We start from the raw sequence: 14,640 nt of genomic DNA on the forward strand, positions 1-14,640 counted from the left end.
CTTATTTACTCCTTGCAAATAGTAGTTTGCCTACAAAAATTCCTATTAAAGCAGATACAAAAGCTGTTGAAATTGGTAAATCTGTATAAAATGGATAATTTCCAGATTGCCATGCTACAATGATTCCTGCAATAATTATTATTACAAATGATGCTAAAGTAAACTCAGAATCACAACGATTAAGCTTGATTTGAGATCCGATAATTACACCAAATATTATCCCAAATATTATTGGTCCTAAACTTAACATCATTCACTCTCCTCATTAATTTTTTTAAATCCAACAAATGCAATAACAATTGCAGATAAACCTACAAATACTTTCAATCCAACAAATATATTGAGATATGGAATGATTCCAGCATTAGTAACATCAGGATAATGGAACACATTTTGAATTGTAGAAGGTACAATATTTAATAAATCTGTACCTACGTTGTATAAGAAAAATCCTCCTACAAATAATCCTATTAATCCAAAAATGATAAATCCTAATGCACCAATAGACTCAAAAACTTCAATATATGCATGTGAAAATTCTAATGGAGAATTACCTAACCCATATACAAGAATTGATAATATGACTCCACTTGCAATCATTGCACCTCCTTGAAAACCACCACCTGGAGTTATATGTCCTCCAAGAATAGTCATTATACCTAAACAGATTAATATCAATGAAATAGGTAATGAGATTAATTTTAAAATCATGCTACCTTGACTCATTCTTTATCCCCCAATAATCCTCTACCAAATACAAGTAAAACTACTAAAGCAGCAGTCAACAATATAATTGACTCACCTAATGTATCATAAGCTCTGAAGTCAAAGATAACAACAGTCACCATGTTTGGAGCTATTTGAGTTCCTAAAACATTATAAATATTACTTACACCAGCATTAATCATGCTACTTAAATGAAATACAGCATCCAATAAAGTAACAGAAAATATTGCTGTCATTACTGCTACGATTAAATTACGGACTGATGTGTGATTAGACAAGATTACCACCCCAATACATAACTACACATATGATTGCAAGAGTCAATATTGAATAAAATAGCATTTTATCTAGAGAATCCTCTTGTTCAATTTTAAACTTTGGAATAAGTGGAATATTTACAATTAAAATAATTGCTGTAATTAAAGCCAATAATCCTGCAAGTAAAATGCTTATATGTCTTAATAGTAAAGTTGCTAGAATTAATGAGACAATTAAAAATATTTCTGCTGAAATACTACCTGAAACATCCACATTAGTTACAGGACCTGGTGAAAACAATTTTCTGAATTGTTTTACAACATCAAATATTTTATCATATAAGTTCATAATATTCCCCCTACAAAGTTAGAAATTCCGTGTACAATAATATCTGGGAATAAACCTAAGAACACAATTAATATCAATAATATTCCCATTGCAAATACCATAGCACGAGGAACCTCTTTATTTCCAACATCTAATTCAACTGGTTTTGGTTTTAAAAACATTGCATAAAATGTTTTTACAAATATCATGAATGTAGCAATACTTACCATAATAGCCAAAATTGATAATTCTGGGAATCCGCAACTCAAAGAAGCTTGAACAAGCATTAATTTAGACTGGAAACCACTTAATGGTGGAACACCAGCCATAGCTAAACCACCAATTAAAAGCATAATACTTACTTTTGGATGATATGCTAAAAGACCTCCAAGTTTACGTGTATCCACTTCATCTGTTGCTTCTACTATTGCACCAAACCCAATAAATAATAATGCAGTGATTATAATTTCATTTAACGCTTGGAAAAGCCCAGCAGTAATTGCAAAGTTAGTTCCAAGACCAATACCTAAACCAATGAAACCTAATTCTCCAACAGCTAAAAATCCAATCATTCTTCTGAAGTCTGTCTGGGTCAATGCAAGTGAAACACCTAATACCATAGCTAAGATAGAGAAGAATACTATAAGAACTTCAAATATTGGCAATACTGAATAAATTCTAAACATTATTAATACAATTGAAATCATTGATGCAACTGTAAATGATTGAAGTAACGCTGCTCCATGAGGTTCTGCTTTTGAATAAATTCCAGATTTTATAGTATGGAATGGTGGTAAACCAGATGCGTATAACCAGCCAAAGAATATTAATCCGAGTGATAATAAAAATACTGGAGATTTTATATTAACTAATCCACTATGGACTGCAGTAACAATATCAGTTATATTTACACTACCAGTTAATGCAAGTAAAAATCCAATTCCTAAAAGCATTATTGGACTTCCAATTGATCCTAAAATCATGTACTTCAAAGCCATTTCATAACTGTAATCAATTGATGAAGCTGCTACTATACCTACTTGTGCAAGTGCTAAAATTTCGAAGAATACAAACATGTGAAATATATCATCTGTTAAAAATATTGCAGTAACAGCTGCAGTACCCAAGAACAACAAGAATAAATAAGGTCCGGAAACTTTCTTATATTTAGTTAAATATATAAATACAACTAAAAATGTTAAGATACCTATCATTGCAATAAATACTTGTTGTAAGAATGAAAATGAATATGTAATCGCAGGATGATACATAACATTTGTCACATTATCCAATATTGGTTCATATCCTCCAAAGTAATGGAGACCATAATTTGATAATAATGGAATCAACGGAAGACAAATTGCAACAACAAATGCAAAAATCTTAATAACCTTATTGAATTTTGAAAAAGCACTAATGATTAATGCAGCCATTAATGGAATAATAACCATAAGAGGAATTAGTTCATTCATCGTATTCCTCCTGCTTTGATGTATCTGCTAACATTACACTAGTACTTAACGTACCATATCTTTTGTAAAGAACCATTGCTAAAGATAACATGACCGCCAATGTACTTGCACCAATTACAATACTGGTAAGTACTAAACCGAAAGACAATGGATATGCTGCATTTGAAGCAAACCATGAAGTGTCCATACCTGGCATTAAAATAGGTACAACACCACCTGCCTTATATCCAATAGCAACAATGAACAAATTAGCCCCCTCTTCAATGAAGCTAATACCAATTATTTTTTTTATGATATTATCAATAAAAATTGCAGAATAAAGGCCTACAATAATCAATGCAACAGAAGTCAATAATATCACAAGTTGAGTTTGTGCCATTAGTTATCCACCCTCTGAGTTTTTTTAACAGCTAAAGCAATAAATACTGGTACAATTGCAGCACCTACAATAGCTTGAGTTAAAGCAACATCCGGTGCTAATAATATTTGGAAAAGAACTGCAAGAGCTCCACCTGAAAATCCAGTTAAAATTGCTGCTTTCAATAAGTCTTTTTGGATAATAGCAAGAATGGCACTTAAAACTGTTATTAAACATAATATAAATTCTATCATCCTACTCATCCTCTTCAATTTCTAATGTAGTCACTGAAAACCTTTCATCTACTTTAAGTTTTTCTGAGTCCTCAAATTCTAAAGCTTGCATTTTTTCTTTAGGATGTAAAAATGGATGGTTTTCATCTACATTTTCTTCCATAATTTGTAAATCTAAATTATTTTCTCTATCTTCTTTTTTCCAATAAGCATTACCTACTACGTGTGCTATAAATGGCATTAGAATAAAATAAATTCCAGCAAGTAAATATTGACCTATTGCAATCATTGCAATAACACATGCAATATCAAAAACACCTACAATATGAATTCTTGCATAAACAACATTCTTTGTATCTTTATCCAAACTAATAAGGCCTATTGCAGAAATGATAGTTAAAATAGCTGATATGATAAGAAGAACTGACTGAACATACTCTATCATTCATCATCACCCCCCAAAACTACAGAAAATACAACAGTACCTACAAAACCAAAGAATATTAAAGCTAATGATATATCTCTAAAGAATTCAAGATTATATAACCCACCAAAAATCAATAATGCAACTGCAAATGCATTTACCACAATTGAGCTTCCTAAAAGCCCCATAGATGTGGATTTATAGGCACTTGCTCTTAATGCAGCTAACATCATTATCATTAATGCAATAACCACAATATATTTTGAAATAAATAATATATCCATACTATCTCACTCGATTATTTTATAATAAAATGTTAAAACCGAATTTATTCCAACATTTTCTTTATATATGGTTCAAAAGGAATAACATCCTCTTTTTTTCTTGGAGAAATAGTAGCTACTTTGATAATGTTATTTTCACTGTCTAAATCAACAGCCAAAGTACCAGGAGTTAAAGAAATACTATTCGCTAATATTGTCTGTGAAACAGGTCTCTCTAAAACTGTTTCAATATCAAAAACAACAGGATCAATATTTCTTCTCATAATTCCATCAAATGCAACATTAAATGTTGATTTAATGATTTCATAAATAAGGTCTAAGAAATAAATAATTCCATAACCAATTCTAGTTAAAAACATTAAATAAGCTCCATTTCATTAATAATTAAAAAAAGTCAAAAATTGACTATTAATAATACAATATTAATTATCATGATTATTTATTATAAATGTTGTGTATTGTTATTTGAAATGTTATAGAAAATAAATAACACATGTAATAATTTTTTAAAAAAAATAAAAAAGCAACCAAATCATATTAAAAATAAAAAAAGAGCAATAATATTAAGTTAAATTAAATTTAAGGACGAATATCAAAAAATAAAAACACCATCATATCATGGTAAATAAAAGATTAATACTGAATATACATTTCAAATATTTTAAATAATTCTGATGCATGAAACATAATAGATAAAATTACTAAAATAAAAATCATGATTAATCCAAAACTTTTATAAACCTTTTTTGAGGATAAAGGAGCAAATAATTTAATCCCAGATGAAGTAAATGAATCTAGAACAATATGTGATAATAATCCCAAAAATAAACTTACAACAATTTCTATATAAGTGAAATCCCCTGCCTTAACTATAAACAAACAAATAAAAAATATTGGTAAAAAAATCATCAATAGCTTCTTATTTAAAAATAAAAAGCCTAATAAAACAATTAATACAGCCAAAATCATATAATGCTCATTTACTATTGTGAATGTTGTTATTAACTGCAATCCCCAAATCAATATTAAGCTAACTGCAGCAGCCAATATTAATATCCCAAAAAGTGAATGAGTGAAACTACGATGCTCAGAGAAATAAAAGGTTACACCTAAAAATATTACAATTAAACCAATATAATAAGGCAATTTAAGTATATAAAGTGATATGAACATTATTAATCCCAAGATAATCATCTTATATACATTATCCTTTTTGAATTTATGATCAAAATCTGGAATATTTGCACCAATTATTGTTAAAGCAATTAACAGAGGACTGTGAAAAAACATGCACGCAAGTAACAATGCAAATATAGAATGCTCTTTATAAGACGACAACTTAAATCACCTTATAATTATTATTTAAATATAATTAAAAGTAATTAATCCAAGAGCATTTGAAAAGTAACATCAAATTCCAAAATAAGATAAAAAGCTTTTCATTTGACTAAAAGATTGTTTAACAGTTCCTTTACCAACATTACCAAATGGAGATAAAACTTCACATGTAATTGATGGAATCCCCTTTAAATTACAAACATCTTCAACAGCACCCTTATACATAGCACCTGCAAAATCAAAAGAAATCATTTCAGAACCCACATCTCGTGAAATATAATTCGCAATTAAAAAACTTTCAGAAGTTGGAGCCTTTGATGAAAAAACAGACTCACGCCCAGGATTAGAATTAAAAGAAGTTGAATGAAAATCACCAACAGCAGAAATATTTAACTTTTCAATAGCCTGCACAATCAGATTACTCACTGAATTTTTAGTATGAGCTGCCCTATTTAAATCAATTGAATTGAAATTTCTCTCATTATTCATAGAAGATTTTGGAGATGCAAATGGAATTAAAAAAACAGTACAATTCAATTCTCTGTTAGCCAAATAATTTATCAAATACATATTAGCTATTTGAGGAGGCAATTCATTTCCATGAATTCCAGATAAAATCATTATTTTCTTTCTACCATCCCCCACTTTGAAAATCGGTGTGCCATAAACAGATTCTTCTAAAATAAATAGATTAATAGGGGTTAATTCCAAATGCTTTAAAATATTTTTATTTCTTGAAATGTAACCTCCAGAAAAATCTGAAATATAACTCATTTCTAAATTTCCAAATAAATCCAGCTTTTTAAAATGCATAATTAATTATACATAATAACCCCTATTTAAAAATAGGGATTAATTTGAAGAAATATATTAAAAGACTAATTAAACTTGTTAACTATGAAAGAGAAGCTGAAATAGAGTTAATGACTCATGAAATCAGCACAATGTCTGCTAAAAAACGAGAAAAATTAGGTAGAACCATAAATAAAGTTAAAGGAAAATTTATCAGTGCAGAATTAGGGTTAAAAATTGTTCAATTCGGGAGATCTGAAAAAATCGAAACAGAAATCTCTGTAGGTGACATGGTTTTAATCAGTACTGATAATCCCCTTAGAAGCGATTTAACAGGAACAGTTACCGAAAAAGGAACCCGATTTATTAAAGTTGCATTCAATAAAAGAATCCCAAAATGGGCTATGAAAAAGAAAGTCCGCATTGATTTATATGCAAATGATGTGACTTTCAAAAGAATGGAAGATAATTTACGGCATTTAAGTTTAAGAGGGAAAAATGCACTAGAATATATTTTAACTGATAGAAACCCTAAGAAAAATAAAAAAACACCATATATTGATTATATTGATGATTTTCTTAATAATTCACAAAAAAGAGCTATTGAAAATGCACTCTCATGTGAAAACTTCTTTTTGATACATGGTCCCTTTGGAACTGGAAAAACAAGAACACTAGTTGAATTAATCGCCCAAGAAACCAGACAAAAACACAAAGTATTAGCTACAGCTGAAAGTAATGCTGCAGTAGACAACATACTAGAAAGATTAATGGAAAATAAAAAATTAAATCTGACGAGACTCGGCCATCCTCAAAGAGTATCCAAACATAATATCACACAGACCTTAGCATATAAAGTTGAAAAACATGAACTAAATAAAAAAATTAAAAAAGTTCACCAAAAAATCGAGAAAATAATAGAAAAAAGAAATACTCACACAAAACCAACACCACAATTTCGCAGAGGATATAGTGACCATGACATATTACATAATGCTTCAAAAGGAAAAAGTGGGCGAGGAATTACTCCTGAAAAAATGAAATCCATGGCACAGTGGATTGAATACAATCAAGAAATTAATGAATTGCAAGAGAATATAAAAGGAATAGAAAATAAAATGATTCGAGATATTATTGAATGCAGTGATGTTATTCTCACAACAAACTCATCAGCTGCTCTTGATTCAATAGTTAAAATCAAATTCGATGTTGCGATTATTGATGAAGCATCACAAGCAACAATTCCAAGCATATTAATTCCAATAGCAAAAGCCCGTAGATTCATACTTGCTGGAGATCACAAGCAACTCCCTCCAACAATCATAAGTCCAAAATCCAAAGATTTAGAAAAAACATTATTTGAAGAGTTGATTAAACTTTATCCTCATAAATCTCAGTTATTAAATATCCAATATCGAATGAACAAGTTACTTATGGAATTCCCAAATAGAGAATTTTACAATAATGGATTGAAAAGTGATTCAAGCGTTAATGAGATAAAAGTTGACGATTTACTTGGTTCAAATAACCATGAAGAAGCATTACTTTTTATTAATACATCAAACGTATATAAAAATGAAGAAAAACATTTGAAAGATTCAAAATCACTTATAAATCAATTAGAATCGGAAATTGTAGTTAATATTGCTAAAAAATATCTAAACGCTGGAATCCATGAAGAAGATATTGGAATAATAAGTCCATATGCTGATCAAGTAAAATTAATACAAAATAAAACCCCAGTTGAAGTAAAGACAGTTGACGGATTTCAAGGAAGAGAAAAAGAAATTATCATCATATCAACTGTTAGAAGTAATGATATGGGCAACATAGGATTTTTAAAAGACTTAAGAAGGTTAAATGTTGCTATAACAAGAGCTAAACGAAAACTGATAATCGTTGGAAATAAAGAAACATTAAAAAATAATCCAACATACACAAGACTTATCGAATTTGTTGAAAGTGAAAACTTACTAATTGATGCCTAAAAAAATAAGTTTTTTAAATTATAAATACTATTAAAAATATAATTATTAAATGAATACTTATTCTCATTATAAATTATAACGGTGATTAAATATGACTGAAAAAGTTGTCTTAGCATTCAGTGGAGGATTAGACACCTCCGTTTGTGTTAAATTATTAGAAGAAAAATATGATGTAGAAGTTATTACTGCATGTGTAGATGTTGGACAAGGCGAAGAAGAAATGGAAAGAGCAAAAATCATGGCTTCTAAAATTGGTGGATTAAAACATTATAATATTGATGCAAAAGAAGAATTTGCTAATAAATATATCGCACGTGCAATTAAAGCAAATGCAGAATATGAAGGATATCCATTAAGTACTGCACTTGCAAGACCACTTATTGCTCAAAAAATTATCGATATAGCTGAAAAAGAAGGAGCAACTGCAATTGCACATGGATGTACTGGAAAAGGAAATGATCAATTCAGATTTGAAGCAGTAATCCTTGCAATGTCTGATTTAGATATTATTGCTCCTATCAGAGAATTAAACTTAACCAGAACTGAAGAACAAGAATATGCTGCATCTAAAGGAATTGAATTAAGTTCCGATAAACTTTACAGTATTGATGAAAACATTTGGGGAAGATCTATTGAAGGAGACCTCTTAGAAGATCCTGCAAACGAACCGCCTGAAGAAATTTACGAATGGACTAAATCTTGGGAAGATTCAAATGATGAACCTGAAAAAGTGACCATTGAATTCGAAGAAGGTGTTCCCGTAGCAATTAACGGTGAAATGATGCCTTTAATCGACCTTATTAACAAAGCAAATGAAATTGCTGGAAACAATGGTATTGGAAGAGTAGATACTATTGAAAACAGAATGATTGGTCTTAAAAGTAGGGAAAACTATGAAGTTCCTGGAGCAAAATTGTTAATCGCAGCTCACCAAGCTTTAGAAGAATTAGTTTTAACTACTGATGAGTTAAGATTTGCTGAATATATGTCAACACTTTATGCTGATTTAGTCTACAGAGCTCTCTGGCAAGAACCATTAAGAGAAGACTTAGATCAAGCATTTGATAAAATGCAAGAAAGAGTAAGTGGAGAAGTCGTAATGAAACTCTTCAAAGGTTCTATCCAACCTTTAGTAAGAAAATCTCCATTCAGCTTACACAGTATTGAACAAATTACTTTTGAAGACAAAGAAACTGACCAAAGAGAAGTTGAAGGTATGATTAAATACCACGGTCTTCAAGCTGCAAATTATCAAAAATTAAAAAGATAGCTTTAATGCTATCTTACCTTATTTTTTTATAGTTACTAAAACACTCATTTTTTAAAATCTTAGATTATGTCTAAAATTAACCAATTACAAAAAATTATTGATTCCTCCAACAATATTGTATTTTTCGAAGGAGCTGGAGTATCAACAGAAAGTGGAATTCCTGATTTTAGATCTCAAAATGGAATTTTTAAAAGTTTAAAAAAATATGGAGACACTCCAGAAAATCTTGTTTCATATAATTACTATTTAGACCACACAGAAGAGTTTTTCAACTATTATAAAAAGAATCTTATTTTTGAAGATGCTGAACCCAATCCTGCACACATTGCATTAAGCAAACTAGAAAAAATTGGGAAATTAAAAGATATAATAACACAAAATATTGATGGACTTCATCAAAAAGCTGGAAGCAAAAACGTTTTAGAACTCCATGGAAATATTCATAGAAATTATTGTCAAATTTGTGGAAAGGAATATGGATTAAACCATGTTTTAAAAAGTAATGGAATTCCTAAATGTGAGTGTGGAGGCATTGTAAAACCTGATGTTATTTTATATGGAGAACCACTAAATAATGCAGTTTTAAATTTTTCAATTGATTATATATCACAAGCAGACACCTTAATCATTGGAGGAACTTCACTTGTTGTATATCCTGCTGCAGGACTTATAAATTATTTTAACGGGAAAAATCTTGTTTTAATTAATAAAAGTGAAACTCCATACGACAATCATTCATCACTTGTCATTAACGATGCTATTGGAAATGTTTTCTCTCAAATCAAAATCTAAAGCTTCTGGAATCAATGTTATTCCATCTAATTGATTATCACATCCATAGACAAGAATTTCAACACCAGCATTATATGCCTCATTTAATGTTTTGGAAAATATTTGATCATTTTCCCAGTTCGGTCTAAAGAATTTACCCGCAGGATGTTGTACTAAAAAAAATACTACACTGCGTTTTCCTTCTTTTTTAAGTTTTATTAATTCATTTAAGTGTTTTGAACCTCTTTCAGTTGGCGCATCAGGAAATCTAGCTTCACCATCCACAACTAATGTTACTCCTTTCACTTCAACATAACATTCTTCAGTTCCATCTGAAAGATATATATCTATTCTTGAATTATCAACTGTTTTTTCTCTTTGATGAATAGAATAATCAGAAAGTTCTTTTATTTTACCATCAAGAATAGCATTATACACAATACTGTTTGCTTGTTGAGAGTAAATTGATACTAATACATTTTTATTTTCTACGAAGTGGAGTGAAAATTTAGTTTTTCTTTTCGGATTATCAGATGGTTTAAGCCAAACTACAACACCATCAATTAAGAGCTCTCTACATCTCCCAGTATTCGGTACATGAGCGATTTCTAAATTACCATCCACTTCCACTTCTGCTATGAATCTATTTGGACGATTCTTAAAAATTCCTTTAACATAATCCATCTTTAATCACATTACCAATAAAAGATACTAAATCAGTAGCTGAAAATCCATTTCCCTTTTCTTCAAATGCCCTATCCCCTGCTAGACCATTAATAAAGACAGCTAGTGTTGCACTATCAAAAGCATTTAAATTTTGAGCGAATAAACTACCTGCAATACCTGAAAGTGCATCACCAGTTCCACCTACAGTCATTCCAGGATTACCACTTTTATTAATCTTGAATCTATTTCCAGATAAAATTAAATCATATTGCCCTTTAACAATAACAGATCCTTTAATTTGGCGAGAAAATTGCTGAAATTCAGTGATATTTTCATCGACTTTCTTAAAATCATATGTATCAATATCCAATTTCAAATCGTTATTAACATTAAAAAAAGATTTAAACTCAAAAATATGTGGAGTTAATATGATATCCTCACGATTTTCAATTAAAGACAAATCAACCTGTTTTAAAGCATCAGCATCTAAAACTAATGGTTTTTTAATTTTTATAGCAAGTAAATTGAATAACTTTGAAGTATCCTCAGATATTCCTGATCCTGGTCCTAACAGTACTGCATCAACATTTTTGGATAATTCAATTATGTCTTCAGCATTATCCAAAGATAATTCATCCCCTTCAAGAGATTTAACAATTAAATCTGGAGATGTTACTTTAATAGCTTCACTAGCTTTTTCAGGTGCAGCAACATAAACTAAATCAGCACCTGCCCCAATTGCAGCCATTCCAGCAATTGCAGGAGCACCAGAATAATCAGAAGAACCCCCTACAATGAGTAAACGACCATTATTTCCCTTATGAGAATTATCATCTCTATTATTCAATCTTAAAAAGTCACCATAATTGACAAAATATTCTGCTTCAAATGGAATGCCAATATCTGCTGTTACAAGACCTCCAACAACCTCTTCATCAGCATTTCTTACACCCGTCTTAATTTTATGAAAACTAATCGTATAATCTGGAATAACTACCAAATCATCCACTTCACCAGTTAAAGGATCCAATCCTGAAGGAACATCAACACTTATCTTAACACCACTAGATTCATTAATTACTTCAATAGCTCTTTTAATATTGGTTTGTAATTTTCCTTTAATTCCAGTCCCTAAAATACAATCAAGAATTATAAAATCATTATTCACATTTTTAGCAACTTCACAATTATTAATATCATCCAAAGTTTCTAAATTAAATATATTTAAGCGAGACAAACGTGGTTTCATATTTTTTAATATTTCAAGATTAATATTAGCATCTTTAGAATGAATGTTATCCTTTAACATATAAATATCAACATCATATCCTCGGTTTAACAAGTATCTTGTTGCAACAAAACCATCTCCACCATTTCCACCAGAACCTGTAAAAATAACAACTTTAACTGGTTTAGAAAATGTATAAACTGCAATTTTACCTACTTCCTCTGCTAAAGATTTACCTGCAGACTCCATCAAACATAATCTTGATAAACCTAAATATTCACAATTATACTCAGTAACCATCATATCAATTGGATCCAAAAAATCACCTTTAAATTAAAATATAACTATTTAACATAAATATAATTATCTTAAATATTTTATGGGAACAAATTTATGAGAAAAATAACAATTAGAATTTTGACAAAATTACCCACAAGATATGTGACAACAGGGTTTATATTAATTATTGGATTATTTATTTACGGAATTATTGGTTCCTATTTTATAATGGACCTAAATCTTATTGATTCCATTTATTATTCAATTATCACAATGGCAACAGTAGGTTATGGAGATTATACTCCTCATACTGGAATTCAAAAGATTTTTGCAACAACATTAGCTCTTTCAGGTGTTGCATTACTTGCTTATGTATTTAATATCATGTTAACAAGTTTCCAAGAAAAAATGAGCGCATATTCAAAAGGAGCTAGGAAAATGAAAAAAATAAGTGACTTAGATGATTATTATATTATCTGTGGATTTGGCAGAGTTGGACAAGTAGTATATGACGAATTAATGAAAAGAAATCAAAATATAATTATAATTGACAAAGATGAAGAAGTTTTCAATAACATTGAAGAAAAAGATTCCGTAGTCATCATCCAAAGAGATGCAATTGAAGATAATTTAATCGCAAAATTAGCCGGAGAAAAATGTAATAGTGTAATTGTAAGTACCGGAGATGATGTAAACAATTTATTTATTGTATTAACAATACGTGAAAGCAATTCAGATGCTTGGATAATTACAAGAGCAAGTAAAATAGAAAATATTAACCGTCTTAAGAAAGCAGGAGCAAATAAAGTTGTATGCCCTGAAATAATTGGTGGACAAGATATGTTTTTCGAATCTACAAAACCTCATCTTTTAAGAATAACAGTGAATCATACTCCTCATGAATTATATGATGAATTTAAAATTATTAACAAATATGGATGTAGTTTAGAAAATATTGATTACCACATCCCCGGCGTTGAAACACCACTTACACGTGATATAGGAGTAACAAAACTTACCGATGGTAAACGCTATCAAAACTATTTAGAAACACATGATGACCAAAAAGAAGCATTACATAATTTATATAAAGCTACAAGTAATATTCATTCACATTTAATTTTAGGACCTGATAAAAAAACTTTTGAAAAATTAATTGATGATTTAAAAGAAATAGAAGACATAATTGGAATAAATCTAACAAATGAAGAAATAGCTAAAATAACTGGAAAAAAAGATTTAGATTAAAATAAGTAAATTCAAATAAAAAAAAAGAAAAGAGAATTAAATTCTCTAGAATAACTCTTGTAAGTTCATGATGTAAGCACCTAATTTACCATCAAAGTTACCTGCACTGATTTCAAGTACATCATCAACTGAACAAGCTGCTTCAATACCTGCTTTCATAGCTGCTTTAACGGATTCTTCATCTACACCATCAATAACAATTTCAAATACACCATCAGCATCATCTCTGATATCAGAGTCTACTTCACCTTTTAAAGTTACACACATTTTTTCATTAGTAGATGCGTTTAAGAATTTTGCGTATTTGTTAGATCCTACTTTAGAACCAGATGCAACCATACCACCAGGGAAAGGAGTAATTACGCCTTCAACATTAGATATAGCTTCAACAGCAGCTTGTGCTGCTTTTACACCAGTCATTTGGTCTTTTGCTAAAATAAAGAAGTTTCCACCAGCTACACCCTCTTTGTATCCGAATTCAGATTCTACTAAGAAATCACCAGACATGATTGGGATGGAATGAATTTTTCTTCCATCAATCTCACATTCTTTTTCAAATCCGTCACCGAAGAATTTTAATTTGTTACCAGTTTTTAAAGTAGTCTCTGATTCAAGACAGTTGAATGCTGCTGCAGTAGGAGCAGTTAAAATACACATTCCAATTCTTTCCATTAATTCGTGATCAAGTGCTTTTTTACCACCTTGACAGATCATGATGACATAACCTGGTCTTCCATCAGGAGTGTTTTCTGCTGGTACAAAGCAATCAATACCTGCTTCTGCAGGACATCCGATAACAGAAGTTCCGTAACCAGTTGCTTCAGTTGCTGCGATTTTTGCTAATTCTTCAGTTGCTGCAGTAACTAAAATTCTAGTTACTTTAATTCCAAAACCTTCTGCATAAGTATCTTTAATTTCTACACCATTAATTTCCATGATTTCACCAAAATTATATACAAAAAATAAATTTTTTGCTAT

The 14,640-nt window shown here is 29.9% G+C and carries 19 protein-coding genes; 4 read left to right on the forward strand and 15 right to left on the reverse strand.

The genetic code is table 11. The annotated features are described in order from the left end of the window. Position 1 precedes the first annotated feature (1 nt). From ACI389_RS03395 to ACI389_RS03450, 12 genes are all read right to left on the reverse strand, one after another. Positions 2 to 253: an energy-converting hydrogenase B subunit J gene (locus tag ACI389_RS03395; RefSeq protein ID WP_439780147.1), complete on the reverse strand. Its 252-nt coding sequence runs from the start codon at positions 251 to 253 to the stop codon at positions 2 to 4. Beyond that, a complete protein-coding gene (locus ACI389_RS03400) occupies positions 250 to 726 on the reverse strand; it encodes an MnhB domain-containing protein (protein WP_439780148.1) in 477 nt (158 codons plus the stop codon). Before ACI389_RS03400 ends, ACI389_RS03395 begins: the two co-directional genes overlap by 4 nt. After that, the gene (locus tag ACI389_RS03405) at positions 723 to 1,004 is read right to left on the reverse strand and encodes an EhbH (RefSeq protein ID WP_439780149.1); all 282 of its coding nucleotides are present in this window, start codon (positions 1,002 to 1,004) and stop codon (positions 723 to 725) included. The genes ACI389_RS03400 and ACI389_RS03405 overlap by 4 nt, the downstream gene beginning before the upstream one ends. After that, complete coding sequence (locus tag ACI389_RS03410; protein WP_439780150.1) at positions 997 to 1,332, reverse strand: hydrogenase; 336 nt, start codon at positions 1,330 to 1,332, stop codon at positions 997 to 999. Before ACI389_RS03410 ends, ACI389_RS03405 begins: the two co-directional genes overlap by 8 nt. Next, positions 1,329 to 2,783: an energy conserving hydrogenase EhbF gene (gene ehbF / locus ACI389_RS03415; protein WP_439780151.1), complete on the reverse strand. Its 1,455-nt coding sequence runs from the start codon at positions 2,781 to 2,783 to the stop codon at positions 1,329 to 1,331. The genes ACI389_RS03410 and ehbF overlap by 4 nt, the downstream gene beginning before the upstream one ends. After that, positions 2,776 to 3,162, reverse strand: coding sequence for a cation:proton antiporter subunit C (locus ACI389_RS03420; RefSeq protein WP_439780152.1), 387 nt, complete (start codon positions 3,160 to 3,162; stop codon positions 2,776 to 2,778). The genes ehbF and ACI389_RS03420 overlap by 8 nt, the downstream gene beginning before the upstream one ends. Further along, on the reverse strand, positions 3,162 to 3,395 hold the full coding sequence (locus ACI389_RS03425; RefSeq protein ID WP_439780153.1) for a DUF4040 domain-containing protein: 234 nt from the start codon (positions 3,393 to 3,395) through the stop codon (positions 3,162 to 3,164). Before ACI389_RS03425 ends, ACI389_RS03420 begins: the two co-directional genes overlap by 1 nt. A gap of 1 nt (position 3,396) precedes the next feature. After that, on the reverse strand, positions 3,397 to 3,819 hold the full coding sequence (locus ACI389_RS03430; protein ID WP_439780154.1) for a cation:proton antiporter: 423 nt from the start codon (positions 3,817 to 3,819) through the stop codon (positions 3,397 to 3,399). Then, positions 3,816 to 4,082, reverse strand: a complete 267-nt coding sequence (locus ACI389_RS03435) for a hypothetical protein (RefSeq protein WP_439780155.1) — start codon at positions 4,080 to 4,082, stop codon at positions 3,816 to 3,818. The genes ACI389_RS03430 and ACI389_RS03435 overlap by 4 nt, the downstream gene beginning before the upstream one ends. A gap of 44 nt (positions 4,083 to 4,126) precedes the next feature. Beyond that, positions 4,127 to 4,441 (reverse strand): Na+/H+ antiporter subunit E, encoded by a 315-nt coding sequence (locus tag ACI389_RS03440; RefSeq protein WP_439780156.1) that lies wholly within the window; start codon positions 4,439 to 4,441, stop codon positions 4,127 to 4,129. Between the two features lie 274 nt (positions 4,442 to 4,715). After that, positions 4,716 to 5,420 (reverse strand): metal-dependent hydrolase, encoded by a 705-nt coding sequence (locus tag ACI389_RS03445; RefSeq protein ID WP_439780157.1) that lies wholly within the window; start codon positions 5,418 to 5,420, stop codon positions 4,716 to 4,718. Positions 5,421 to 5,492: 72 nt separating this feature from the next. Beyond that, positions 5,493 to 6,233, reverse strand: a complete 741-nt coding sequence (locus ACI389_RS03450; protein WP_439780158.1) for a deacylase — start codon at positions 6,231 to 6,233, stop codon at positions 5,493 to 5,495. A gap of 44 nt (positions 6,234 to 6,277) precedes the next feature. Between ACI389_RS03450 and ACI389_RS03455 the strand changes: the two genes are divergently transcribed. The 3 genes from ACI389_RS03455 to ACI389_RS03465 all read left to right on the forward strand — a co-directional run bounded on the left by ACI389_RS03455 (position 6,278) and on the right by ACI389_RS03465 (position 10,262). After that, entirely contained in the window at positions 6,278 to 8,200 is a 1,923-nt protein-coding gene (locus ACI389_RS03455) for an IGHMBP2 family helicase (protein ID WP_439780159.1), read from the forward strand. Positions 8,201 to 8,291: 91 nt separating this feature from the next. After that, the gene (locus ACI389_RS03460; protein WP_439780160.1) at positions 8,292 to 9,470 is read left to right on the forward strand and encodes an argininosuccinate synthase; all 1,179 of its coding nucleotides are present in this window, start codon (positions 8,292 to 8,294) and stop codon (positions 9,468 to 9,470) included. A 66-nt stretch (positions 9,471 to 9,536) separates the two neighbouring features. After that, positions 9,537 to 10,262 carry an NAD-dependent protein deacylase gene (locus tag ACI389_RS03465; RefSeq protein WP_439780161.1) on the forward strand — a complete coding sequence of 242 codons (726 nt, stop codon included), beginning with the start codon at positions 9,537 to 9,539 and terminating at the stop codon, positions 10,260 to 10,262. Here ACI389_RS03465 and sfsA read toward each other — a convergent pair. Continuing rightward, a complete protein-coding gene (sfsA, locus tag ACI389_RS03470; RefSeq protein WP_439780162.1) occupies positions 10,209 to 10,925 on the reverse strand; it encodes a DNA/RNA nuclease SfsA in 717 nt (238 codons plus the stop codon). The two genes, ACI389_RS03465 and sfsA, sit on opposite strands and share 54 nt — an antisense overlap. Beyond that, on the reverse strand, positions 10,912 to 12,453 hold the full coding sequence (locus tag ACI389_RS03475) for an NAD(P)H-hydrate dehydratase (RefSeq protein ID WP_439780163.1): 1,542 nt from the start codon (positions 12,451 to 12,453) through the stop codon (positions 10,912 to 10,914). The genes sfsA and ACI389_RS03475 overlap by 14 nt, the downstream gene beginning before the upstream one ends. A gap of 75 nt (positions 12,454 to 12,528) precedes the next feature. Between ACI389_RS03475 and ACI389_RS03480 the strand changes: the two genes are divergently transcribed. After that, complete coding sequence (locus tag ACI389_RS03480; protein WP_439780164.1) at positions 12,529 to 13,662, forward strand: NAD-binding protein; 1,134 nt, start codon at positions 12,529 to 12,531, stop codon at positions 13,660 to 13,662. Between the two features lie 45 nt (positions 13,663 to 13,707). Here ACI389_RS03480 and fhcD read toward each other — a convergent pair whose 3' ends face one another. After that, positions 13,708 to 14,598: a formylmethanofuran--tetrahydromethanopterin N-formyltransferase gene (gene fhcD, locus ACI389_RS03485; protein ID WP_439780165.1), complete on the reverse strand. Its 891-nt coding sequence runs from the start codon at positions 14,596 to 14,598 to the stop codon at positions 13,708 to 13,710. Positions 14,599 to 14,640 lie beyond the last annotated feature (42 nt).

It is taken from the genome of Methanobrevibacter sp., from assembly GCF_051877095.1.
GTDB lineage: Archaea > Methanobacteriota > Methanobacteria > Methanobacteriales > Methanobacteriaceae > Methanocatella.

Bases quoted from the DNA above. Each gene is read 5' to 3' on its own strand.
- fhcD (WP_439780165.1), bottom strand. From the start codon at position 14,598: ATGGAAATTAATGGTGTAGAAATTAAAGATACTTATGCAGAAGGTTTT.
- ACI389_RS03480 (WP_439780164.1), top strand. From the start codon at position 12,529: ATGAGAAAAATAACAATTAGAATTTTGACAAAATTACCCACAAGATAT.
- ACI389_RS03425 (WP_439780153.1), bottom strand. From the start codon at position 3,395: ATGATAGAATTTATATTATGTTTAATAACAGTTTTAAGTGCCATTCTT.
- ACI389_RS03400 (WP_439780148.1), bottom strand. From the start codon at position 726: ATGAGTCAAGGTAGCATGATTTTAAAATTAATCTCATTACCTATTTCA.
- ACI389_RS03460 (WP_439780160.1), top strand. From the start codon at position 8,292: ATGACTGAAAAAGTTGTCTTAGCATTCAGTGGAGGATTAGACACCTCC.
- ACI389_RS03465 (WP_439780161.1), top strand. From the start codon at position 9,537: ATGTCTAAAATTAACCAATTACAAAAAATTATTGATTCCTCCAACAAT.
- ehbF (WP_439780151.1), bottom strand. From the start codon at position 2,783: ATGAATGAACTAATTCCTCTTATGGTTATTATTCCATTAATGGCTGCA.
- ACI389_RS03450 (WP_439780158.1), bottom strand. From the start codon at position 6,233: ATGCATTTTAAAAAGCTGGATTTATTTGGAAATTTAGAAATGAGTTAT.
- ACI389_RS03410 (WP_439780150.1), bottom strand. From the start codon at position 1,332: ATGAACTTATATGATAAAATATTTGATGTTGTAAAACAATTCAGAAAA.
- ACI389_RS03435 (WP_439780155.1), bottom strand. From the start codon at position 4,082: ATGGATATATTATTTATTTCAAAATATATTGTGGTTATTGCATTAATG.
- ACI389_RS03440 (WP_439780156.1), bottom strand. From the start codon at position 4,441: ATGTTTTTAACTAGAATTGGTTATGGAATTATTTATTTCTTAGACCTT.
- ACI389_RS03430 (WP_439780154.1), bottom strand. From the start codon at position 3,819: ATGATAGAGTATGTTCAGTCAGTTCTTCTTATCATATCAGCTATTTTA.
- ACI389_RS03395 (WP_439780147.1), bottom strand. From the start codon at position 253: ATGATGTTAAGTTTAGGACCAATAATATTTGGGATAATATTTGGTGTA.
- sfsA (WP_439780162.1), bottom strand. From the start codon at position 10,925: ATGGATTATGTTAAAGGAATTTTTAAGAATCGTCCAAATAGATTCATA.
- ACI389_RS03420 (WP_439780152.1), bottom strand. From the start codon at position 3,162: ATGGCACAAACTCAACTTGTGATATTATTGACTTCTGTTGCATTGATT.